The 22965-nt window shown below is 70.4% G+C and carries 15 protein-coding genes and 1 tRNA gene; 4 read left to right on the top strand and 12 right to left on the bottom strand.

Translation table 11 applies throughout. The features are described from left to right. Nucleotides 1–831: 831 nt before the first annotated feature. From AC1DUE_RS13070 to pth, 5 genes are all read right to left on the bottom strand, one after another. Nucleotides 832–2637 (bottom strand): right-handed parallel beta-helix repeat-containing protein, encoded by a 1806-nt coding sequence (locus AC1DUE_RS13070; RefSeq protein ID WP_477039859.1) that lies wholly within the window; start codon nt 2635–2637, stop codon nt 832–834. Between the two features lie 493 nt (nt 2638–3130). Continuing rightward, nucleotides 3131–3874, bottom strand: coding sequence for a CDP-alcohol phosphatidyltransferase family protein (locus tag AC1DUE_RS13065; protein ID WP_477039858.1), 744 nt, complete (start codon nt 3872–3874; stop codon nt 3131–3133). Continuing rightward, complete coding sequence (locus AC1DUE_RS13060; protein ID WP_477039857.1) at nt 3874–5064, bottom strand: DUF1972 domain-containing protein; 1191 nt, start codon at nt 5062–5064, stop codon at nt 3874–3876. The genes AC1DUE_RS13065 and AC1DUE_RS13060 overlap by 1 nt, the downstream gene beginning before the upstream one ends. Before the next feature lie 109 nt (nt 5065–5173). Beyond that, complete coding sequence (locus AC1DUE_RS13055; protein WP_477039856.1) at nt 5174–6697, bottom strand: sugar transferase; 1524 nt, start codon at nt 6695–6697, stop codon at nt 5174–5176. 137 nt (nt 6698–6834) lie between these two features. After that, entirely contained in the window at nt 6835–7452 is a 618-nt protein-coding gene (gene pth, locus AC1DUE_RS13050) for an aminoacyl-tRNA hydrolase (protein WP_477039855.1), read from the bottom strand. Between the two features lie 225 nt (nt 7453–7677). On the opposite strand from pth, the gene AC1DUE_RS13045 reads away from it, so the two are divergent. Further along, a complete protein-coding gene (locus tag AC1DUE_RS13045; protein ID WP_477039854.1) occupies nt 7678–8880 on the top strand; it encodes an acyltransferase family protein in 1203 nt (400 codons plus the stop codon). 71 nt (nt 8881–8951) lie between these two features. Here AC1DUE_RS13045 and AC1DUE_RS13040 read toward each other — a convergent pair whose 3' ends face one another. The 7 genes from AC1DUE_RS13040 to AC1DUE_RS13010 form a co-directional block, all read right to left on the bottom strand. Next, on the bottom strand, nt 8952–9575 hold the full coding sequence (locus AC1DUE_RS13040; protein ID WP_477039853.1) for a 50S ribosomal protein L25/general stress protein Ctc: 624 nt from the start codon (nt 9573–9575) through the stop codon (nt 8952–8954). A 267-nt stretch (nt 9576–9842) separates the two neighbouring features. After that, on the bottom strand, nt 9843–10193 hold the full coding sequence (locus tag AC1DUE_RS13035; RefSeq protein ID WP_477039852.1) for an SIMPL domain-containing protein: 351 nt from the start codon (nt 10191–10193) through the stop codon (nt 9843–9845). Further along, the gene (locus AC1DUE_RS13030) at nt 10190–10459 is read right to left on the bottom strand and encodes an SIMPL domain-containing protein (protein WP_477039851.1); all 270 of its coding nucleotides are present in this window, start codon (nt 10457–10459) and stop codon (nt 10190–10192) included. Before AC1DUE_RS13030 ends, AC1DUE_RS13035 begins: the two co-directional genes overlap by 4 nt. 8 nt (nt 10460–10467) lie before the next feature. After that, nucleotides 10468–11451, bottom strand: coding sequence for a ribose-phosphate diphosphokinase (locus tag AC1DUE_RS13025; RefSeq protein WP_477039850.1), 984 nt, complete (start codon nt 11449–11451; stop codon nt 10468–10470). Next, nucleotides 11448–13043 (bottom strand): bifunctional UDP-N-acetylglucosamine diphosphorylase/glucosamine-1-phosphate N-acetyltransferase GlmU, encoded by a 1596-nt coding sequence (gene glmU / locus AC1DUE_RS13020; protein ID WP_477039849.1) that lies wholly within the window; start codon nt 13041–13043, stop codon nt 11448–11450. The genes AC1DUE_RS13025 and glmU overlap by 4 nt, the downstream gene beginning before the upstream one ends. Before the next feature lie 45 nt (nt 13044–13088). Next, nucleotides 13089–19748: a ThuA domain-containing protein gene (locus AC1DUE_RS13015; protein WP_477039848.1), complete on the bottom strand. Its 6660-nt coding sequence runs from the start codon at nt 19746–19748 to the stop codon at nt 13089–13091. Nucleotides 19749–20471: 723 nt separating this feature from the next. After that, a tRNA-Gln gene (locus AC1DUE_RS13010) sits at nt 20472–20543 on the bottom strand. A 117-nt stretch (nt 20544–20660) separates the two neighbouring features. On the opposite strand from AC1DUE_RS13010, the gene AC1DUE_RS13005 reads away from it, so the two are divergent. The 3 genes from AC1DUE_RS13005 to AC1DUE_RS12995 are packed head-to-tail and all read left to right on the top strand — an operon-like array spanning nt 20661 to nt 22964. Beyond that, the gene (locus tag AC1DUE_RS13005) at nt 20661–21272 is read left to right on the top strand and encodes a TetR/AcrR family transcriptional regulator (protein WP_477039932.1); all 612 of its coding nucleotides are present in this window, start codon (nt 20661–20663) and stop codon (nt 21270–21272) included. 10 nt (nt 21273–21282) lie between these two features. Further along, nucleotides 21283–21798: a MarR family winged helix-turn-helix transcriptional regulator gene (locus tag AC1DUE_RS13000; RefSeq protein ID WP_477039847.1), complete on the top strand. Its 516-nt coding sequence runs from the start codon at nt 21283–21285 to the stop codon at nt 21796–21798. After that, on the top strand, nt 21795–22964 hold the full coding sequence (locus tag AC1DUE_RS12995; RefSeq protein ID WP_477039846.1) for an MFS transporter: 1170 nt from the start codon (nt 21795–21797) through the stop codon (nt 22962–22964). Before AC1DUE_RS13000 ends, AC1DUE_RS12995 begins: the two co-directional genes overlap by 4 nt. Nucleotide 22965 lies beyond the last annotated feature (1 nt).

Raw genomic sequence — 22965 nt, 5'->3', positions numbered from 1 at the left:
CGTCGACGAGAGGGTTCGGACTGCTGCTGAGATGCCGCGGGACGGGGCCGGTCGTTCACGTGTGGCGTGCCGGGGAACTGTCATCGGTGCCTCCATGGCTCGCTGCTCGCACGGTCGGGTGAGTGCTGATTCGGGAGCCTAGGGGTTAATCGGACGGCACCAGAACCGTCTGGCTCTGATTCCGTGCACGGTTGCTCGGATGCCCTCGGGGGGCATTTCGGACACGCTGAACAGCCTTCGTCCGCTGATCAGCCAACTCCTTCGGGAGATACCGACAGGACCCGGACAAATCTCCGCCACCTGTGACCTGCATCACTCCGACGGGAAATATGGTCGCCTGTCCAACATGCGGACGTCGGGTGGCAACCGGGATCACCCGTTTGGCCCTCGGAAGTTCCGGTCAACCTACGGGGTCGGGTGAGGAATGACCACCCGCCGAGCCGCGTCGAGCCGACATCCAGTGCCTCCCGCCGCATCCGGTCGCCCTCCACGGATGGCCGCCGCGGCCGCCGGCGGTCCACCCGGGAGGGTGGCCGGAAACGGTCAAGAAGCACGGACTCGCGGTTCACCGACCCGATCGGCCCAGTCGCGCACCGCTCAGGAGCCACCCGCACGTGTCGGTCCGGCAGCTCGCGAGTAGAGAGATTGAGCACGCGGTGCGCAGGCTGTCTCCGGCGCCGGGCACCTCCTATACACCGGGCGCCTGGGCATCACCCGTTCGAGACACGCGTGTGCGTCCGGAATCACACGACCGGCACCCACGACGATGCCCGCCACCCCGGAAAGGGAGTGACGGGCATCGAACACGGCCGGAGCCGCGTGGCTGTCGCGTCAGCCGCGGTGGACGGTCACCGCCGCACCGTCGGTGTAGGTGTTGTTGCCGAGCGTGAGCAGAGGCGTCGTCGTCGACGGCGAGAGGATCGCGCAGTTGGCGACCTTCGTGTTCCGACCGAAGACGTTGTCCTTGATGGTCAGCCCGCTGAGCGGGCCGTAGGCCTTCTCAGCGAGGTTGATCGAGCAGGCGCCACCGTCGACGTTGTTGCCCGAGAACACCAGGTCGGTCACGGTCCCGCGGTCCTGCGTCACCATCATCGCGGCGTTCTTGGTGCCGTTCATGGTGTTGTTGAGGAACCGGAGGTTCTTCCCGATCGAGATCTGGATGTTGTCGTTGTGCGACGGGGTGTTGTTGTAGTTGGGGTCCTGCTCGTAGTACAGGTTGTCGTGCAGCCAGGAGTTCTGGACCGTGACGTTGTCACCGGTGATCAGGACCTGGTCGATCACCCGGTGGATGTTGACCCGGGTCAGAGTGAAGTTCGCGCCGATGATGCCGCGGACGTGCGCGGACTCGTAGGTCGGGACCAGCTCTGAGTCCTGGATCGTGACGCTCGACGGCGTCGTCTTGGAGAGCATGACCAGGCCCTTGTCGTACTCGGTGTACGCACCACGGATGATGCTGTTCTTGATCACGACGCCGGGCGCGGCGATCGTGACGAACCCGTGGATGTCCAGCCCGTTGATGACGGTGTTCGCCACCGAGACCGTCAGGTTGCCCTCGTGGACGGTCAGGTTGGTGCCGGCGGGGACACCGGTGTTCGTCGCGCCCGCCGGGCCCGGCTTCGGCACGGGGGTCGGCGTCGGGGTCGGCGTGGGCGTCGGGGTCGGCGTCGGCGTGGGCGTCGGGGTCGGCGTCGGCGTGGGCGTCGGGGTCGGCGTCGGCGTCGGGGTCGGCGTCGGCGTCGGGGTCGGCGTCGGAACGGCGACCGGCGACGTCACGGTGCTGCCCGCGGTCGTCGTGTAGGAGTTGAGGACCAGCCAGACACGCGCGCTCGCGACCGAGTTCTGCAGCGTGACCTTGCGGCCGGCACCGGCGAGGTTGACAGTGACCTTCGCGGAGCCGAGGGACTGGACCGGCGTGACGAGCGCGGGCGCTGCGAGGCACTCAGGCGTCGCGGTGGCTCCGGCGCAGACCGAGATGTTCGACGCCTTGTACGCGTACTTCGCGGACACCGTGAACGTCGCGGTCGAGACCGTGCTGGGCAGGTCGGCGAGGTCGATCGTCTGCGCCGTTCCCGACGGCAGCAGCACGTTCGTCGCGTAGTCGCGGGGCACCTCGACGAGCGGGATCTGCACGGAGGTGAGCTTGAGGGTCGCGCGGACGCTGGCGACGGAGTTGTACAGGACGACGTTGCCACCGGCGCCCGCAAGCGGGACCGTCACGGTTGTGGTGCCCTGGGTCTGCACGGGCGTCACGAAGGAGGGTGCCGCCTTGCACGCGTCGGTGACGACGGTGCCGGGGCAGATCGACAGGTTCGTGGCCTTGTACGCGTACTTGGCGGTCAGCTCGAACGTCGCGGAGGTCGCGTCGGCCGGCACACCCTTGAGCGGGACGACGACCGAGGTGTTGGACCCGACCAGCTGGTAGTCGAGGAGCGTCGATCCGACGGCCTGGGTCTCGGTCTGGGCCGCGGAGGCCGCAGGGCCGGTGGCGACGGCGACGACGCCCATCGTCAGCGCGGCGACCAGGGCGCCCGCCCAGACGGACGGCTTGCGGACGAACCGGGGACGCGCTGACACACCGTCGCGGCGCGCGTCGCGGGAGCGCTGATGGCGCTCCGTCTCTTGCCTGCGAATGCTCATTCGAATCTCTCCTAGGGGCTCGCTCTCACTCGGGGGACGAGTGCTAGCCGAGGACCCTAGGTGTCAGAACGCGTGTGACAGAACCTATCCCCAGGTCTCGTGACAACTGAGGAGACGACGCCCGCCAATGGGCAAACCGGACATTCCGAAACGTCACGAATGGCTGATCTGCGGAGTCATTGTCGGCGGCCCGACTATCACACGGACATATCGCTGTGGTTGTGATCTGCGACACTCTCAGAAATACCTGGTCGTTTGTCCAACATGTGGACGGTCGTCGCGCGTCGTTCGCCCGATCGGAGTAGCCCATGACAGGCCGAGCGAGCGAGCAACCGCTTACCCACGCTCGCTCACGCTGTAACAGAGCGCGTGACACGAGTCGTGACAACTAGCTCTGACGGGGCCGCGCAGAGAAGCTCGGACCGTCGCGGTCCCCCGCGCCCGGGCGCAAGATGTGGATCCGGCGTCAAATCGGACAAAGCGGCAATTCCGCTTATGCGCCGAGGTGACCAATCTCACGGAACCACTTCACTGCTGCCGCACAGGTAAATGCCGCCGTGCACGCGACGATCACCGTGTAGACCCCGAAGAACACGGTCGGCGCCCCGAATAGGAAGAACGACAGGCACAGGACGCCGTAATCGGTCGGGATGACGAGCAGCGAGCGCAGCCACGGCGCCCGGCCCTCGGTCGAGGCAGTGCTCTGCACCCCGTGGGCGCGACGCAGCTGTTCGGTGAGGATCATCGCGAAGAAGAAGACGGCACCGGCGACGGCGTGCACGAGCGGGACGGCGAGCCAGCCCACGTCGACCGTGTCGAAGCGGAAGAGGCCGACGGCGAGGGCCAGCGGCATCGCGGAGATCTTGGTCGCGTCGACGACGTGGTCCAGCCACTCCCCGGCGGGTGACCCCCGACCGGTGAGCCGCGCGACCTGACCGTCGGCCGAGTCGAGGGCGTATCCGAGGACGAGGAGCAGCGCGACCGCAGCGCCGACGATCCACGACGGCGCGAACAGGGCGAGCAGCGCGATACCGGAGAACGTCGCGAGCGCGCTCAGCCCGGTCACCGCGTTCGGCGACAGACCTCGCCGGTATGCCCACGCTGCGAGCAGCCGGCCCAGTCGACGGTTCACGAACCGCGAGTAGGCGGGCGCGCTGCGCGCCGCGCCCTTCTGGGCACCGGCGAGGAGCCGGACCGTGTCCCGGTAGCTCGTGGCCGGGCCCGTCGTCTGGCTCATCAGTTCCTCGCGGCGGTCGGAGTGTCGGTGGTGCTGCGGCGACTGCGCTGAGGGCCTGGCGCCGTCCGGTTGCGCAGCTCGTAGGCGAGCCGTTCGTACCCGCGAGCGACGTCGTCCCAGTCGTAGTCGCGCGCACGGTCCTGCAGTGCCTTGCCCCGTGCCTCCGCGGCGGCGGGGTCGGACTCGGCCTCCGCGACCGCCGCGGCCACGTCGTCGGCGGACGTGAAGTACCGGCCCGGCACGCCCAGCACCTCGCGGTTGAACGAGACGTCGTAGGCGATCGTCGAGGTGCCGGCACCGATGGCACGCAGCAGCGACGGGTTGGTGCCGCCCACCGAGTGCCCGTGCACATAGGTCAGGGCGTGCGCGTAGAGCTGGTCCAGCGCGTCCTGGTCCCAGACGCCACCGAGGAGGCGCACGCGGTCGTCGTCCCCCGCCGCGGCGCGCACCTTCGCGGTGTACTCGTCGGCGTACGGGGCGGACCCCACGACGAGAAGGGGCAGCCGGGCATGGGAACGGACGTACCCCGCGACGGCGACGTCGACGTGGTTCTCGGGCTCGAACCGCGCGACGACGAGGTGGTACCCGCCTGGGACGACGCCGAACTGCGCGAGCTTGTCGTCCGGCGGGTCGATCAGCAGCGGCGCGCCGTACGTGATCAGGCTCGTCACGGCGCCGAACTCGGCGTCGTAGTAGTCGCTGATGCCTCGGGCGTCGGCGATCAGACCGTCCGACCAGCGCACGGAGAGCCCCTCGGCCGTCCGGTAGTACCGACGCCCGGTGCCGCCCCACTTGGCGCGCTTCCACTCGAGCCCGTCGACGTGGGTGGCGACCGGGATGCGTCGCGCGCGCAGCACCGGCAGGAGCGGCGAGTTCGCGGCATTGAACACGAAGGCGACGTCGGTGCGGTGCGCCGCCAGGTGGGCGACCGACAGAGCGGTGTGGCTGAGCGTCTCGAGCGAGCGCCTGCGCATCGCGGGGAGCGTCACCAGCTCCATGCCCAGGTACTCGCCACGGGCGGGCTCGTCCTGCGACCGGCAGTACACGCGCACCGCGTGACCCCGGGCGGCGAGCCGGCGCCCGACCTCTTCGACGGCGGTCTCGAAGCCTCCGTACCGCGCCGGCACGCCCCGCGTCCCGACCATCGCGATCGAGAGGTTCCGACGGATGGGGGCCTTCGGCTCGCTCATCGGGTCTCCTCGCTCGTCGTGGGCTCTGATTCGCGCGCGGCGAGCCTAGGTCGTGGGCTGCCCGACCGGGTCCGGATGGGATCGATTCACCCGGGCGATGTCTGCGTCGTCAGTACGCGCCGTTCCCCGTGACGACCGCGCGAGCGGTCTTCCAGAGGATCAGCATGTCCATCGTGACGGACCAGTTGTCGACGTACCGCAGGTCGAGCTGGACCGATTCCATCCAGCCGAGGTTCGAACGACCGCTGACCTGCCACAGCCCGGTCAGGCCCGGGCGGACGTGGAGCCGACGCTGGACCTGGTCCTCGTACGCCTCCACCTCCTCGAGCAGCGGAGGGCGAGGGCCGACGAGGGCCATGTCGCCGTGCAGGATGTTGAACAGCTGGGGAAGCTCGTCCAGCGAGTACCGGCGGAGCACCTTGCCGACGCGCGTCACGCGGGGGTCCTCGGCCATCTTGAACATCACGCCGTCGCCGATGCGAGAGTCGAGCAGCGCCTCGCGGCGCTGGTCGGCGTCGGAGTACATGGTGCGCAGCTTCCACATGGTGAACGGGCGACCGTCGATGCCGACGCGGGTCTGCTTGTAGAAGGCACCACCCTTGCTGGTGGCCCGCACCGCGATCGCGGCGACCGCGATGACGGGGGCGAAGACCAGGAGCGCCATCGCGGCGAGGGTCACGTCGATGAACATCTTGGCGACGAGGCGACGGCGGGGCGAACCCACCTCGACCTCGAGCAGCGAGAGCCCCGCGGTGGGGTGCACGGTCAGGCGCGGCCCGGAGACCTCGATGATGTCCGGCGCGACGACCAGGTGCGCCCCGGCCCGCTCCAGGGCCCAGGACAGGCGGCGCAGCGCAGCACCCGACAGGTAGTTGCCGGTCACGACCACCACGTCGATCTGGCGGTCCGCGACCACCTGCACGACGTCCGCGACGGCGCCGAGCACCGGAGCGCCCGCGACGGCGCGCTCACCGTTCAGCGACGGGATGCAGACACCGTCGATCCGGTAGCCGTGGTGCGGGGCGATGGTGAGGTCACGGATGACCTTGCTCGCCGAGTCCGGGTCACCGACGACGACCGTGGTCATCATCGCGGCGCCGGACTGCCTCCACCGGTGCAACCACCGACGCTGCATGTGGCGGAACAACCAGCACAGGGCCGTCCCCACCGGAAGCCCGACGAGCACGAGCGCCCGCGGCACGGGGACCTGGAAGACGTAGCCGAGGACCATGAGCCCCAGCGCCGCGGAGACGGCGGCACGCAGCAGCGACTGGAACTCCCCCGGGCCGTCGCCGAGGTGCCGGGCGCGGTAGCCACCGAAGGCGGCGACGAGGCCGACGAAGGCCGCGGCACCGAGGATGCCCAGGCCGAGCGAGGTGCGCAGGTCGTACGAGCGGGCCAGCGTGATGCCCGTGACGAACACGGCGATCCCGGCGTCGGAGGCGACGGCCGCGAGACCGTAGCGGCTGCCGACCGAACGCCAGCCGGTGGCCTTGTCGTCGGCGTCCTGCAGCGTCCTGCGCTGCTCGAAGGGCTGCGAGGAGGCCCACGACCGACGCGGCTCGCTCGCGGTTCCGCGACGGTCCGCAGGGTCGTGGAAGAGCGAGTACTCGTGATCCGCTGCGAGCGTCACTACTCCCCCACCCCTCGTGTGTGCTTTGTGGACACGGAGAGGCTATAGCGACGATCTGTACCGTTCAGTACCTTGTGTCCGATTTCACCCGGCTTGTGCCGACTTCACCCTCAGACGAGTGAACAGACGATGACGGCTCAGGAACGGGTGTGGAACTCCAGCTGAGCGGCCTCGAGACCCTTCACGACGACCGCCTCGACGGCGTCCGCGGCACGGTCCAGCAGCCACGGGAGCTCCTTGAGCTCGACCTTGGCGAAGTCGCGCAGGACGTACTCGGCCGCGTCCATGCGACCCGGCGGGCGCCCGACGCCGACGCGGACGCGCACGTAGTCCTTGCTGCCCAGGGCCTTGCTGGTGTCGCGCAGGCCGTTGTGGCCGCCCTCGCCCCCACCGCGCTTGAGCCGGACGTCGGCGAACGGGATGTCGAGCTCGTCGTGCACGAGGATCGTCCGCTCGACCGGCACGTCGTAGTACTGCGCGAGCGCCGAGACCGGTCCGCCCGACACGTTCATGTAGGTGGTCGGCTTGGCCAGCACCACTCGCGGCCCCGGGACGCCGCCCGGCAGCACGCCGAGGCGAGCCTCGGCGACCGCCGCCTGCGGTCGTCGCGACAGCAGGCCGCCCTTCGTGCCGAAGCTGACACCGGTGCGCCTCGCCAGCTCGTCCAGGACCATGTGGCCCACGTTGTGGCGGTTGCCGGCGTACTGCGCGCCGGGGTTGCCCAGGCCCACGACCAGCCAGGGTCCGTCGGTCATCTGCCTCTCTCTCTTCTTCTGCCTGGCCGTCGCAGCGACGACCGACTCGGGCGAAACGCTACCTTCCGCGGGCAGCGCCGATGTCCGGGGAGCGTTGGTCAGTTCACCCGACCAACCGTGGCCGACCCCGGCAGCCCTCCCCTAGCCTGAGGCTCCGCCTGCGCGACCGTGCCTGGGCTGCGCCGCCCCCCACGCCCACAGTGCCTCGCTCGCGGACGGGATCGCATGACGACAGAGCAGCCAACAGCAACTGACACCGCCGGCCCCCGGCCGTCGCACTCGATCAAGGGCCTCGACGGCCTCAGGGCCCTGGCCGCGACGGCCGTCGTCGCGTATCACATCAACTTTCTCGCCCGTCAGGGCACAGGACCCGTTCCCCCGACGGCGGCCGTGGGATGGATCGGTGTCGACCTCTTCTTCACCATCTCGGGGTTCATCCTCTTCCTGCCCTTCGCACGGGCCGCCCGCGACGGCGGGACCGTGCCGCTCCGGCGCTACTTCGTCCGACGCGTGCGGCGGATCGTGCCCGCCTACTGGCTCAACCTGTTCGTCCTGGTGACCCTCACCGTCCCCGCGCTGATGACGTCGGCCCACGGCTGGTCGGTGATCGTCGCCAACGCCACGTTCACCGCCGGATACGCCGGGGTGGCGTCCGTCAACCCGGTCTACTGGTCGCTGTACTGCGAGCTTGCCTTCTACATCGTGCTGCCGCTCATGGCGCTCGCGTTCATCGGGCGGCGCTGGATCGTGGGCCTCGCTGGCGCGGTGCTCGTCGGCTGTGCGTATCGCTGGCTCGTCGTCTCCACCGTCGAGGGCGTCGACTCCTACTTCGACGTGATCATGCAGTTCCCTGGCGTGATCGACCAGTTCGCGTTCGGCATGACCGCCGCAGCGCTCTGGACCGTCCTCGAGCGGCGCGCCCAGCCACTTCGCCTCTGGTTCGCCATGAGTCTGGTGGCGGTCGGGACGTTGGGGGTCGCGGCCGTCGTCTGGACCATCCAGCGTGGCATCGGGCTCTCGGAGTTCTGGTCCGGCGACTCGCGATGGGGTGTCCTCCCGATCGTCGCGCTGCGGCCGATGCTCTCCGCGTGCTTCGCCCTCATCCTGATCGGCGCCTGCTCACGACCCAGCTGGATCCGCTCTGCGCTCGAGCTCCGGCCCGTGCGCTACGTCGGCGTCGTCAGCTATGGCATCTATCTCTGGCACCTGCCGATGATCAAGGCTCTGCAGTCGGAGATCGACGGCCAGCGGCGGTCGAGCCTGTTCTACGCGGCCGCCGTCGTGGCCATCATGGCGTTGTCGACCGTGTGGGCGACGATCTCCTACCAGTTCGTGGAGAAGCGTTTCGTCGGCTCGGGACGATCGTCGACCCCGCCGGCCTCGCTCGACACCCCTCGGCCGGACCCCGTGCGCGCCGGGATCGGCTGATCCCACGGCAGACACGACGACGCCCGGCCCGTCGATGACGGACCGGGCGTCGGTGAGACGTCGGATCAGGCTCAGGCCTCGGCGGCGGCGGCCGACGCGGCCGACTGCGACGCGGCGATCTCCGAGGCGGCGGCCTCGGCGGCCAGGTCGTCGGCCGACGCGTGCGGGACGCTGATCGCGATGACGGTGAGGTCGGGGTCGCTGAGCAGCGTGGAACCCGAGGGCAGCGTGATCTCGCCGGCGGTGATGGAGGTGCCACCCGTGAGGCCCTCGATGGAGACCTGGACCTCGGAGGGGATGTGCGTCGCCTCGACCTCGAGCGACAGCGTCTGCGCCTCGAAGACGTGGATCGTGCCGGGGTAGGACTCGCCGGTCACGGTGACCTGGACGTCGACGGTGACCTTCTCGCCGCGCGTGACGATGAGCAGGTCGACGTGCTCGATGGTGTTCTTGACGACGTCGCGCTGGACGTCCTTCGTGATCGCGAGCGTGGACTTGCCGTCGAGCTCGATCGAGAACAGCGCGTTGGCCTGCTTCACGGCGAGCATCGTCTGGTGGCCCGGGAGGGCGACGTGCAGCGGGTCCGAGCCGTGGCCGTAGAGGACCGCGGGGATCTGCTCCGCGCGACGCAGGCGGCGCGCAGCGCCCTTGCCGAACTCGGTGCGGGTGGTGGCGACGAGCTTGATCTCAGCCATGGTGACTCCGGGAGTAGGCGCCCGCGCAGTGTCGCGGGCGGACGGAACAACGTGAGGCGGCACGAGCCGCAGTTGGTGGCAGTGGTGGTGGCCTCGACGCGGGACGCAGGACGGGCACGCGGAGGCGGCTCGCCCAGTCGATCACGGAGCTCAGGGGCCTTGCGGGTCCGACGCCGTGGCGCCGATCCTTCCGACCGTCCTTCGTCCCTCGCCGAGGCAACCTGAAGAGACTACCCGAGGCAGGTGGGTGCTCCCAACCCCGGAGGTCTACTCCGCCCAGGCGAAGCGGGCCGTCACGTCGGCCCGGACGGTCTGCTCGCCCGCCTCGACCGGGATCGACATGCCCATCGGCGCGGCGGCGACCCGCGCGAACATCGGGGCCGCGTCCGCGCCGCCCTCCTGGACCCAGACCACCTCGCCGAGCGGCCGCCCGGCCAGGGTCGCCCAGTGCGTGGCCTTGGTCACGGCGTCGGCCCACGCGAGCTCGCGCGCGGACGCCTGGGCGGCGCTCGGGTCGCTCACCGCGTAGCGCAGCGTGCCGACGCGGGCCTCGTCGCCCCCCGCGGTGACCGCGGCACCCAGCAGGTCGCCCGCCGCGTCGATGTCGCGCAGCGTCACGTGAGGTCGGTCCGGGCCACGGCGTGGTCGCCGTCGGTCCAGGTCGACGTGCCCCGGCTCTGCAGGGCCCGCGCCTCGACGCCCGCCTCGCGCAGGGAGTCCGTCATGCGCACGACCGCGGCGCTCGCCAGGACCAGCGCACGGTTGGCGTCGAGCGCGCGCGCCTCGGCGCCCAGCTCGGCGATCACGACGTCCGGGACGGTGAGCGCCTCGCCGGAACCGCGGACGGTGACGCCGCCGCGGGACCCTCGACGCTCGTCGCCCATCGGGACCGTCAGGCCTGGCCGTCGAAGAGGGAGGTGACCGAGCCGTCGTCGAAGACCTCGCGGATCGCGCGGGCGATCAGCGGGGCGATGGACAGGACCGTCAGCTTGGGGAAGCGGCGGTCGTCGGCGATCGGGAGCGTGTCGGTGATGACGACCTCGCGGGCGCCGCTGCCCTGCAGCCGCTCGACGGCCGGGTCGGACAGGACGCCGTGGGTCGCCGCGACGATGACGTCCTTGGCGCCGGCCTCGAGGATCACGCGGACGGCGCCGGCGATGGTCCCGGCCGTGTCGATGAGGTCGTCGACGAGCACGCAGGAGCGGCCCTCGACGTCACCGACGACGCGGTTGGACACCGTCTTGTTGGCGCTGCGGATGTCGCGGGTCTTGTGCACGAACGCCAGCGGTCCGCCGCCGAGCTTGGCGGCCCACTGCTCGGCCACGCGGATGCGGCCGGCGTCGGGCGAGACGACCGTGACGTTGGAGGTGTCGACGCGGCTGCGCACGTAGTCCGTGAGGATCGGCATGGCCCACAGGTGGTCGACCGGTCCGTCGAAGAAGCCCTGGATCTGCGCGGCGTGCAGGTCGACGCTCATGAGGCGGTCCGCACCGGCCGTCTTGAACAGGTCGGCCATGAGGCGCGCGGAGATCGGCTCGCGGCCGCGGTGCTTCTTGTCCTGGCGGGCGTACCCGTAGAACGGTGCGACGACGGTGATCGTCTTGGCGGACGCGCGCTTGAGGGCGTCGACCATGAGCAGCTGCTCCATGATCCACGTGTTGATCGGCGACGAGTGCGACTGCAGGACGAACGTGTCCGCACCGCGCACCGACTCACCGAACCGGGTGTAGAGCTCGCCGTTGGCGAACTCGTAGGTGGTGGTCGGCAGCAGCTCGATGCCCAGGTGCGTGGCCACGTTGTTGGCCAGGTCGGGGTGCGCGCGACCGGAGAGGAGCACCAGTCGCTTCTCGCCGTCCGTGGAGACGATCCCGGTCATCGTGCGGAGTCCTTCGTGTCGACGGGTAGTACAGGAGGAGGTGTCGCAGGGGTGGCTCCGGCGGCGGTCGCGGCGCGGTCGAGCTCCGCGCGCGCCTGGGGCGAGAGGTCGTCGCGCGGACGGACGACGGCGGCCGCCGCGGGGGTGCCGGCCCGCGAGCGCGACACCCACCCCTCGATGTTGCGCTGCGCGCCCGCGCTGACGCCGAGGGCGCCCGAGGGGACGTCGCGACGGATCACGCTGCCGGCGCCCGTGTAGGCACCGTCGCCGATCGTCACGGGAGCGACGAACATGTTGTCCGCACCGGTGCGGGCGTACGAGCCGATCGTCGTGCGGTGCTTGTTCACACCGTCGTAGTTGACGGTCACCGACGCCGCACCGATGTTCGTGTGCTCGCCGATCGTCGCGTCACCCACGTAGGAGAGGTGCGGGACCTTCGAGCCCGTGCCGATCTGCGCGTTCTTCGTCTCGACGAACGTGCCGATCTTGCCGTCCTCGCCGAGCTCGGTGCCCGGGCGCAGGTACGCGAACGGGCCGACGCTCGCGCCGGCGCCGATGACCGCGAGGTTCCCGTGCGTCCGCACGACCGTGGCGCGCGCACCCACCTCGACGTCGGTCAGCGTGGTGTCGGGGCCGACGGTCGCGCCCTCGCGGACCACCGTCGCGCCGTGCAGCTGCGTCCCCGGCAGGAGGGTCACGTCGCGCTCGAGCTCGACGTCGACGTCCACCCAGGTGGTGGCCGGGTCGACGACCGTGACGCCCTCGCGCATCCAGTCCTCGAGGATCCGGCGGTTCAGCTCCGCGCGCAGGACCGAGAGCTGCACGCGGTCGTTGATGCCCTCGACGAGCATCGGGTCGTCGGTGCGCAGCGCCCGCACGTGGCCGCCGTCGGTGCGGGCGATCGCGAGCACGTCGGTCAGGTAGACCTCGCCCTGCGCGTTGTCGCGACCGAGCCGGCCGAGCGCACCGCGCAGCATCTCGGCGTCGAAGACGTAGATGCTCGAGTTGATCTCGGCGATGGCGCGCTGCTCGTCGGTCGCGTCCTTCTCCTCGACGATGCCGAGCACGTCCCCGGTCCCGGGCTCCCGCAGGATGCGGCCGTAGCCCGAGGGGTCGGCCACCTCGGTGGTGAGCACGGTGACCACGTTGCCGTCCGCGTGGTGCGCCTCGAGCAGCTCGTGCAGAGTCGCCGCGTCGAGCAGCGGGACATCGCCCGCGATGACGACGACGGCACCGGCGACCTGCGCGTTCGTCGCCGATCCGACCGTGCCCTCGCCCGCCGCGTCGGCCTGGGCGGCGGCGTCGAGGCCTCGCATGGCGACCTGGACCGCGCGGCCGGTGCCGGGGATCTCGTCCTGGTCGGCCAGCAGGGCCTGCGAGTCGAGCTCACGCACGTGCGCGGCGACGAGCTCGCGCTCGTGCCGGACGACGACGAGCACGCGACCGGGGTCGAGCGCCCGCGCGGTGGCCATCGCGTGGCCGAGCAGGCTGCGGCCGGCCAACGTGTGCAGGACCTTGGGTGTCGCCGAGCGCATCCGGGTTCCTTCGCCTGCGGCGAGGACGACGACGGCGGCTGGGCGGGGGAACGTCACCTGTGGGTGCTCCTCGCGGATCTGCCCCTTCCTCGTCCTGCTACCTCACTTCACCACGACGGTGACCGCCGCCGAGGTCGATCCGACGACTCCTCCCGGTGTCGCCGGGACGAAGGTCGCGGTGACCTTCTGCGAGCCGACCGGCGTCGTCGGGCTCAGCGTGTACGCCGCCTTGCCGCCGGAGACGACGACCGTGCCGACGGTGCTGCCGTTGCTGGCGAACACCACCGTGCCGGTGGCGGGTCCACCGGTGTCCAGCGACACCGCAGCCGTCAGCGTGACCGGCTTGCTCGTCCCGTACTTCTGGCTCGTCGCGCTCGCCTTCAAGGAGGTCTTGGAGACCGCCTTGACGACCGTCACCGTCACGGCCGTCGAGGTGGACCCCGCGGACGTGGTCGGATCGGCCGGGACGAACGTCGCGGTGAACGACGTCGCCCCGACGGTCGCGTCCGACGGCAGCCGGTAGGTCGCCTTCCCGGACGAGACCGGGGCGGTGTAGACCACCTGACCGCCCGACCGGAACTCCACGCCGCCGGCCGGCACGGCGCCGTTGGTGAGCGTCACCTTTGCCGTGAGCAGCACCGGCTTGTCGGTGCCGTACGTCTGCCCGGCAGCACTGGCAGTCAGCTTGGTGGTGGACGCCGCGGCGTCGACCACCACCTGCCGGACGGGCGACGCGGACTCCGCCACGCCTGCGTTGCCGGCGAACTTCGCCTGCAACGCGTGGGTACCCACCTCGAGGTCCGGCACGGTGACGGTCACCGTGCCCTTCTTGAGGATGCCGGCACCGATCGGGGTGGACCCGTCGTAGAGCGTCACCAGCTCGTTGCCGAGCGTTCCGCTCGTCACGACCGAGATGGTCACCTTGATCGGGCTGCCGACCGTGATCCGGGTGGCCGACAGCGACAGCGTGGTCACGGACGGCTTCCCCTGGACCTGCTTGGCGGGGACGGTGACCGACCGGGGACCGGCGACGTTCCCGGCCTTGTCGGTCGACCGGAACTCGATCACCTGCGGAGCCGACGTCCGGGCCACGACGAACGGTGCGGAGTAGGTTCTCCACGCCCCACCGTCGACCCGGTACTGCGTCGAAGCCACACCGGAGGTGTCGTCCGCCCGGACCAGGGTGACCGTGGCGTTCGCGGCGTCGGAGTCCACGTCGGCGGCGGTCTCCGGCGCCACCGTGTCCCGCTTGAGCGTCAGAGTCTTGGGCGACTCGACGTTCCCGGCCTCGTCCACGCCCCGGAACCGGATCGCGGTGATGCCGTCGGTGATCGCGATGGGCGCCGTGTAGGCGGTCCACGCGTCGTCCGTCGTCGCGTACTCGATCCGGTCGACGCCGCTGTCGGCGTCGTCCGAGGTCAGGGTGACGCTGACGTCTCCGGTGTACCAGCCGTTCTGGCCGTCCGGGCTGGACGGGTCGACGGTGGCCTTCGACACCGGAGGTGTGGTGTCGCCCGCGGCCGGCACGGTGACCGACTGCGTCGCCTCCGTGTTGCCGGCCTTGTCCACCGACCGGAGCTCGACGGTCTGCTCGGAGGCCGTGAGCTCCACCTGGACCGGCGCGGTGTACGCCGACCACGGCTGGGTGCCGATCCTGTACTCGGTCCGCTCCACTCCCGAGGTGGCGTCGACCGCCGTCAGGGTCAGCAGACCCGTCTCGGACAGAGCGTGCGCCGTGACCGGTGCGGTCGCATCGATCTTCGCGGTCAGCGTCCGTGATCCTTCGACGTTGCCCGCCTTGTCGGTGGCCGCGAACGCCACCGTGTGGACGCCGTCACCACTGAGGGCGACGGGCGTCGTGTAGGTCCCGGCAGGACCACCGTCGACAGCTGCCGAGATGCCCTGGACACCGGAGCCGCCCGTCTCGTCGACGGCCGTCAGGCTGACCGTCACGGGACCGGTGTACCAGCTGTTCGTACCGGTCGGCTCGGCCGGGTCCTTGATGGCGGTGGTGACCGGCGCGGTGGTGTCCGCCGGAGCACCTCCGATCACGCGGAAGTAGTCGAACGCCGCGGTCGCCGACCCGGTCTGGTCCACCCCGATGGCGAACAGACCCACCTTGCCGCCGGAGGCCGCCGGGATGTTGGCCACCGTGTCGGCGAACTTCGTCCAGGTCGCTCCGTCGGTCGAGTACCAACCGGCGAAGTTGTTGTCCTGACGCTCCACCCGCAGGTACCAGACACCCTGGGTCAGGTTGTTCAGGTTCGGCTGCGGCTGCTGCTGGACGTTGTCGAGCACGCTGCGGAACTCCAGCCGACGGGTCACGGCGCTGCCGGGGTTGTTGTCGGTGATGAAGTCCAGCTTGACGTAGTTGCGGTCGTCGCCCAGGACCACGATGCCGGCCTGCTGGAAGTGCTCGTTCAGCGCGGAGCCGTCGATCTTGGTCTCGACCACCCAGTGGTTGCCCGCCGGCTGGTTCTGCACGATCACGTTGCTGCTGGTGTCGATCTCACCCGGCTTGGTGTCGATCGAGAGCTTCCCGTCACCCACCCGCAGGGCCGTGGCGTCGGGACGCAGGGTGGTCCACCGGCAGGCGACGAGTGCATCCCCGGTGAACTCGTCATCAGGGGTGGACACCGACTCGGACGGGTCCGGGCTGAGCCGGAACCAGTCGAAGGCCGCGTCGGTCACCGTTCCGGAGCCGTTGGCGAAGGCGGCCAGCCCGATCTTCGGGCTGCCCAGGCTCGCCTGAGTCTTGCGGATCGCGTCCCAGCCGCTCCACGACTGGTCCGGCGTGATCCACGTCGTCCCGTCGGTGGAGTACGACGGCGACAGGGTGGTGCCGTCACTGGAGATCCGCAGGTACACGGTGTCGGGGAAGGCGGTACCGAGCGCGGCGGAGTTGGCCTCCTGCGCCGAACCACCGACCTCGTGGGCGAACTGGATGATGTGGTCGGCCGGGTTGCTGCTCCGACCCTGGACGACGAGCTTCGCGTAGTTGTCGTCGTTGCTGTACAGGAGCAGACCTGCCTGCTGGTACGACGTGTACGCCTTGATGTTCACCTTGGTCGTGGCCTGCCAGGCGCCGCTCGGCAGATCCTGCAGCACGATGTTGGGGACGTCGCCGCCAGCACCGTAGATGTCGGTCTTGGACGCCGGGATGTGCAGCGCACCGTCCCGGACCTGCAGGTCCTGGTTGGGCCGGACGACGGTGCTCCACCGACCGGTGTTCAAGGTGGTGCCGTCGAACTGGTCGGACAGGTTGCCGAAGCAGCCGTCCGGCGGTGCGTCGACCGTCACCGGGAAGGTGCGGCTGGCGGTGGCCCCGCCCGGATCCGTCACCGTGAGCTTGGCGGTGTACTTGCCCGGCACGGTGTAGGTGTAGGAGGCGGAAGCCGTGTCAGCCGTCGCACCGTCAGCCGTACCGAAGTCCCAGTGGTACGAGACGGCCTTGCCCTCCGGGTCGCTCGCCGCGGCCGTGGCCGTGACGCTCACCGGCGCCGTGCCGCTCGTCGGCGAGAGGTCGGCGGTGCCGATCACCGGCCGCTCGTTGGCCGTGACGCCCTTGCCGACGAAGTCGACCCAGTTGACGTTGGTCACGGAGCCGGTGGTACCCGGCTTCGCGGCGACGACGTAGATCGTGCCGGTGTCGGTCGGAGCGTCGGTGAGGTCCACCCCGAAGTTCTGGTAGCTCTGCCACCCTCCGGTGTTGTCGACGTGCACGGTGCCCAGGAGCGGGCCGTCCACGGGGTCGTTCCAGCGAAGGTTCAGGTCGGCGCCACCGTCAGCCGGGCTGGCGGCCCGGATCTGGATCCGGTCGATCCCGCTCAGGTTGACCCGGGCGAAGGCGAACCAGTCGTCGGGCTCGATGAAGCCGATGTTCTGGGTGCCGCCGAGCGGGTCGGACGTGGTCTCCTTCTGCACGCCCGGGTCTCCGGTGGAGGCCGATCCGGGCAGGCGGCCGGTCGAGTCGAAGTGCTCGGCCTGGTGGTGCTTGTCCTGCAGCACGACCGAGGTGGTGCCCGTCAGCGACGGGACCCCGCCGGGCGCACCCTTGTCGGTGTAGGAGCCCTCGATGACCCAGAACAGGTGGACGTCGCCACCGTGGCCACCGTCCTCGAGCGTCTGGACCACACCCGTGCAGCCGGTCGTCTGGCTCATCGGGTGCGCGTGGGAGTCGCTGCCGGACACGTGACCGAGCTGGTTCTGCACGTGCACGTCGTCGCACGAGATCGTCTGCGACGTGGTCGAACCGTCCTCGGGGTCGGTGACGGTCACGTCGAACTTGATCTGGTCACCGAACTGGAAGAACCCGCCGTCCACAGGCGCCGTCACGGTCACGGTCGGCCGGGTGTTCCCGCTGATCACCGAGACGCTGGAGAGCCCGGAGCGGCCGTCGGCGTCCGTCGCCGTCAGCACGACGTTGTACGTGCCCGCCGCGAACGTGTGGCTCGGGGCGGCCTCGGTCGACGTCGTCCCGTCGCCGAAGTCCCAGGAGTACGTCAGCTCGTCGCCGTCCGGGTCGCGGGACCCGGTGGAGGAGAACTGGACCGCGAGCGGTGCCGGCCCGGAGTCGACGTCCGCCGACGCCTTCGCGATGGGCGACCGGTTGCCGTAGACGTAGTCGATCCGGTAGAGGCCGGAGTCGCCGTTGTTCTCCCAGCCGGAGCCCCAGTCGATGATGTAGAGGCTGCCGTCCGGACCGAACTTCGCGTCCATCATCTTGATGGAGCGCTGGCCGGCGCCGAGGCTGGCCTCGTTGATCTTGGTGATCTTCTGGAGCCGGCGGACGTCCGACGTGGTCAGCAACGAGTAGACGACGTTGTTGTTCCACTCACCGAACAGGGCCTTGCCGTCCCAGTACGCGGGCCACTTGGTGTCCGACGTGCTCGTCTCGTCGTACCGGTACATCGGCCCTGCCATGGGCGCGCCACCGCCGCCGATCTCGGGGAAGTCCTCCGCGGCGTTGTAGTGGTAGTAGAGCGTTGCGGGGATCGCCGCAGGCAGCTGCGCCAGACCGGTGTTGTTCGGCGAGTCGTTCACCGGCCCGCCTGCGCAGTCGTACGCGGGACCGGACTGGTGGGTGGCGAAGTTCCAGTGGTTGTAGGCCTTGTTGGGGCCGGTGCAGTAGGGCCAGCCGTAGTTGCCCGGCTTGGCGATGATGTTCCACTCGACGGTGTTCTGCGGACCGCGGTTCGGGTCCGCGCTCCCCGCGTCGGGTCCGTAGTCGGCGACGAACACGGTGCCGGTCTTCGGGTCGATGTTGATGCGGAACGGGTTGCGGAAGCCCATCCCGTAGACCTCGGGCCGGGTCTTGTCGGTCCCGGGCGCGAACAGGTTGCCGGCGGGGACGGAGTAGGTGCCGTCGTCCTCGGGGTGGATGCGCAGGAGCTTGCCGGACAGCGAGTTGGTGTTGCCCGCCGTGCGCTCGGAGTCCCAGGCCGCCCGACCGGCGCCCTGGTCCAGCGGCGCGTACCCGTCCGACGCGAACGGGTTGGTGTTGTCACCCGTCGCGAGGTAGAGGTCACCCGAGGCCCGGTCGAACACCATCGAACCGCCGTGGTGGCAGCACTCGCCACGCTGCACGGGCACCTGGAGGACGACCTTCTCCGAGCCCGCGACCAAGGTGTTCGTCGCCGACACGGTGAACCTCGAGAGCTGGTCGACGCTGTCGGCACCCGCTGGCGAGTAGAAGACGTAGACGTAGTTGTTGGTCACGAAGTCCGGATCGAGGGCCAGGCCCAGCACTCCGGACTCGTTGGCGGTGAAGGCGTTGAGCGTCGCGACGGCGGAGGTGTGGCCGGTCGTCGGGTCGATGACCTTGATCGCGCCCTCGCGCTCGATGTAGAACACCCGTCCGTCAGCGGCGACGTCGAGCTGCATCGGGTCGAAGGTGTTGTCGTCGAGCTTGACCAGCTCGTAGTTCTTCGGCACCGAGGCGCCGCAGTCCGCCGAGACGACACCGGCGGTGGTCTCGATGCCCCCGGAGACCATCTGCAGGAAGGCGCCGTTGGTCCAGTTGGTGGCGTCGTGGCCGAGGCCCAGGTAGAAGGACCGACCGCCGTCGTAGTCCTGGCACCAGGCGATCGGGTGGTCGAGGCCCATCGTGCTGCCGGTGTACGAGCGCGCGTCCAGGGACGCGAGCACGTGGACGCTGTCCCGGGGGTTGGTCTGGTAGTCGTAGAGCTCGTCGGTCAGGGTGATCTCGTCACCGAGGCCCTCGGTCGCGGGATGGACCCGGTCCTCGATCAGCACCTTGGTCTGCTGGATCGCCGGGTGCTGCTTGAAGTACGCGCCGACGAGACCCTGGTACCAGGGCCAGTCGTAGTTGGCGTCGGCAGCGGCGTGGATGCCGAACCAGCCACCGCCGTTCTCGACGTAGGCCTGCAGGGCCTGCTGCTGCGCGGTGTCCAGCAGCGCGTCCGCGGTCGGTGAGGTCGTCGACAGGAAGACGACCGTCGCGTACTGCGCCAGGTTCGCCGTCGTGAACGCGGACGAGTCCTCCGTGGCGTCCACGGTGAAACCGTGCTCAGCGCCGAGCGCCGTGATGCCGGCGATCCCGGCGGTGATGCCGTCGGTGTGCCGGAAGCCCGCCGTCTTGGAGAAGACCAGCACCTTGTAGGGCTCGACGCCCTCCTCGTGCATGGGCAGGACCGACGGCACCGACTGCGCGAGCGCCGGCATCGCCGGCGCCTGCTGGACCGAGCCGGTGGACGCCGCGCTCGCGGCAGGCGCGACCCCGACCAGACCGGTGACGGCCAACGCGACGACGGCAGCGATCGTTGCAGCAAGGCGCCGGCGAGGACGGAAGGGGAGGGCGGCTGCGACACCCTGCCCCTTCCGCCGCTGGGGGGTCATGCGGCACCCCGTCCGCAGTGCGTGCTCGCCTGCGGGTGGAGGGCTTGCTGACCTGCCGGCGAACGGCCGGCACGTCGGTCTGTGAGACCGGGCATGGTGAAGTCCTTTCGTGATCGAACCGGGTGGGCAGGAGATGGGCGCGCGCAGCCGCGCTCTCCCTGCTGGTGATCTCCGCGCCGACCCACGAGCGTCGGTGCGACATGGCCGCGAGTGCGGCAGTGTTCGCTGCCTTCGGCAGCACCCGTGGCGGGCCACAGGGTGGGCGCCCCGGGCGGGGCGCCGCTCTAGCTGACGACCGGCGGCCCTTGGTCGCTCTCGGGGCCGGGCGATCGCCGCTCGGCGACGAGCGGGACCGATCCATCTCCGACGCGAGGACCGTGCGTCTCGGGATGCCTGGCAGACAGCATTCCTTCTCCTTCGAAGGTGCTTCCTGTGCGCCGACCCGCATCGGGCGGCAGGCGCAAACTAACACTTTTGCCGGACTTCTGACAATCCTCCGGCAAAAGTCCGGGTATTGATCGGCACTAGTCCCGTACCTTTTGTACAGGGTCGCGAGGCAGACCGCAGCGCGAGCCGACGAGGACAGGGCGGGGCGCGTTCGGCCTGCGCAGAGGCGCGCAGTCGAGGCTCCGCCCCCAGGATTCGAACCTGGACTGCACGGCTCCAAAGGCCGGCGTGCTGCCGTTACACCAGGGCGGACCGGCGGGCTGTGCCCACTCGTCGCCAAGTCTGCCAGGGAGAACGCACAGGTTGCGCACCCCGCCACGGCATGATGGGCGCGTGGCCACCGACCCCAAGCGCGCAGCTCGTACCCGGATGACGGGGACGCAGCGTCGAGCACAGCTGCTCGACGTGTCGCGCCGCCTGTTCGCCGAGAAGGGGTTCGACGGCACGAGCGTCGAGGAGATCGCCGCGCGCGCCGAGGTGTCCAAGCCCGTCGTCTACGAGCACTTCGGGGGCAAGGAGGGCGTCTACGCGGTCGTCGTCGACCGGGAGATCCAGGCCCTGACCCGCGCGCTGAGCGCGCCGCTCGAAGAGGGCGGCCACCCCAAGGCGCTCGTCGAACGGACCACCCTGGCCCTGCTCGGCTACATCGAGACCTCCGAGGACGGCTTCCGGATCCTCGTGCGCGACTCCCCCGTCGCCCAGGCGACCGGCACGTTCTCGAGCCTGATCGGCGACGTGGCCACCCAGGTCGAGCACCTGCTCGCCGACCAGTTCAAGAAGCAGGGGCAGGACCCCAAGACCGCCCCGATGTACGCGCAGATGCTCGTCGGCATGGTGGCCCTGACCGGGCAGTGGTGGCTCGACGCGCGCAAGCCCAGCAAGGACCAGGTCGCCGCGCACCTGGTCAACCTGGCGTGGAACGGTCTGTCCGGACTCGAGCGCCGGCCCACCCTGACGCGGTCTTCTGTCGACGTCGAGTAATCTCGGCGCTATGGCACTCCCGGATCGCGACGGCGCGCGGGACGAGGTCGACAAGATCGTCCTCGCCTGGCAGCGCGAGCGACCCGACCTCGACGTCCGCCCCCTGACCGTGCTCTCGCGCGTCAGCCGCCTGGCACGGCACCTCGACCTCGCCCGACGGTCCGCGTTCGCGCGGCACGACCTGGAGACCTGGGAGTTCGACGTCCTGTCAGCGCTGCGCCGGGCCGGGTCCCCGTACCGGCTCTCGCCCGGCGCGCTCCTGACCCAGACGCTGGTCACCAGCGGCACCATGACCAACCGCATCGACCGCCTGGCCGAGCACGGGCTGGTCGAGCGGCTGCCCGCCCCCGACGATCGCCGCGGTGTGCTCGTGCAGCTCACCGCGGCCGGCCGTGCCCGGGTCGACGCGGCGTTCGCCGACCTGCTCGACGTCGAGCGCGGACTGCTCGGCGACCTCGAGGAGGGCGACCGCGAGCAGCTCGCGGCCCTGCTGCGCGAGGTCGTCGCCCCGTTCGACGCGTCTTGACGACCTTTCGCTCAGCGTCGCGGGGCCTCCTTCTTGCTGCCGTCCTGCTGTATGCCCTGAACCTGCGCGCGCCGATCACCGCGCTGGCACCCGTGGCCGACGAGGTGCGCGCGTCGCTGGGGCTCTCCGCCGCCGGCGTCGGGCTGCTCACCGGCATCCCCGTGCTCTGCTTCGCGGTGCTGACGCCCGTGATGGCCGTGCTGCTCGGGCGGCTCGGGACCTCACGCGTCGTCCTCGCGTCGCTGGTGATCGTGCTCGCCGGGACGCTGCTGCGCTCGTCGGGCGGGTTCGCCCTCGCCCTGGCGGGCACGGTCCTGATCGGCGTCGCGATCACCGCGGGGAACGTCGCCGTGCCGGTGGTGATCGGGCGGGACTTCCCCGGGTCGGTCGCTCGGGTCACGGGCCTGTACACCGCGGCGCTCAACGGCGGGTCCGTCCTGACCACCGTCTTCACCGCACCGCTGGCGGCGCTGGTCGGCTGGCGGTGGGCGCTGGCGTCGTGGGGGTTGCTGGCGGTGATCGCGATCGTCGTGTGGCGACGGGCCTACCCCGCTCGCGACGACGTCGCTCCGCCGGTGCTCGCGTCCGCCTCCGGCGACTCCGTCTGGCGACGGCCCGTGACGTGGTTCCTGGCCGTCGCGTTCGCCGGGCAGGCGTTCGGGTACTACGCCGTCAGCGCCTGGCTGCCCTCGATCCTCGGCGACACCCTCGGACTGGCCCCGACCGGCGCCGGGGGCGCGGCCGCGCTCTTCCAGCTGTTCGGCATGGTCGGCGGGGTCGCCGTGCCGCTCGTCCTCGCGCGCCGTACTCCCCTGCCGCTCGTGTCGCTCGGCATCGCGGTCTTCTGGTTGGCTCTGCCCCTCGGCCTGCTCCTCGAACCGTCCCTGTGGGCCGTCTGGTGCATCTGCGCCGGGATCGCCCAGGGCGGGAACTTCACCGTCATCTTCACCGTGATCGCGTCCTCCGCCGGGTCGCAGGCCGCCGCGCGCCGGATGTCCGCGACGGTGCAGTCGATCGGGTACACGGCCGGCGCGCTCGGGCCGTCCGTGCTCGGGGCCGTGCACACCGCGTCGGGCGGGTGGTCGGGACCCTTGGCCGTGGTGCTCGTCGCGGTCGTCGCCATGGCGTCGGCGTCCGGGCTGGCGCTGCGGTCGATGAAGTCCTGAC

Source organism: Cellulomonas sp. P4_A2 (assembly GCF_056402515.1).
The sequence above is the reverse complement of the archived record's forward strand: the minus strand, read 5'-3'. Positions and strand labels throughout refer to the sequence as shown.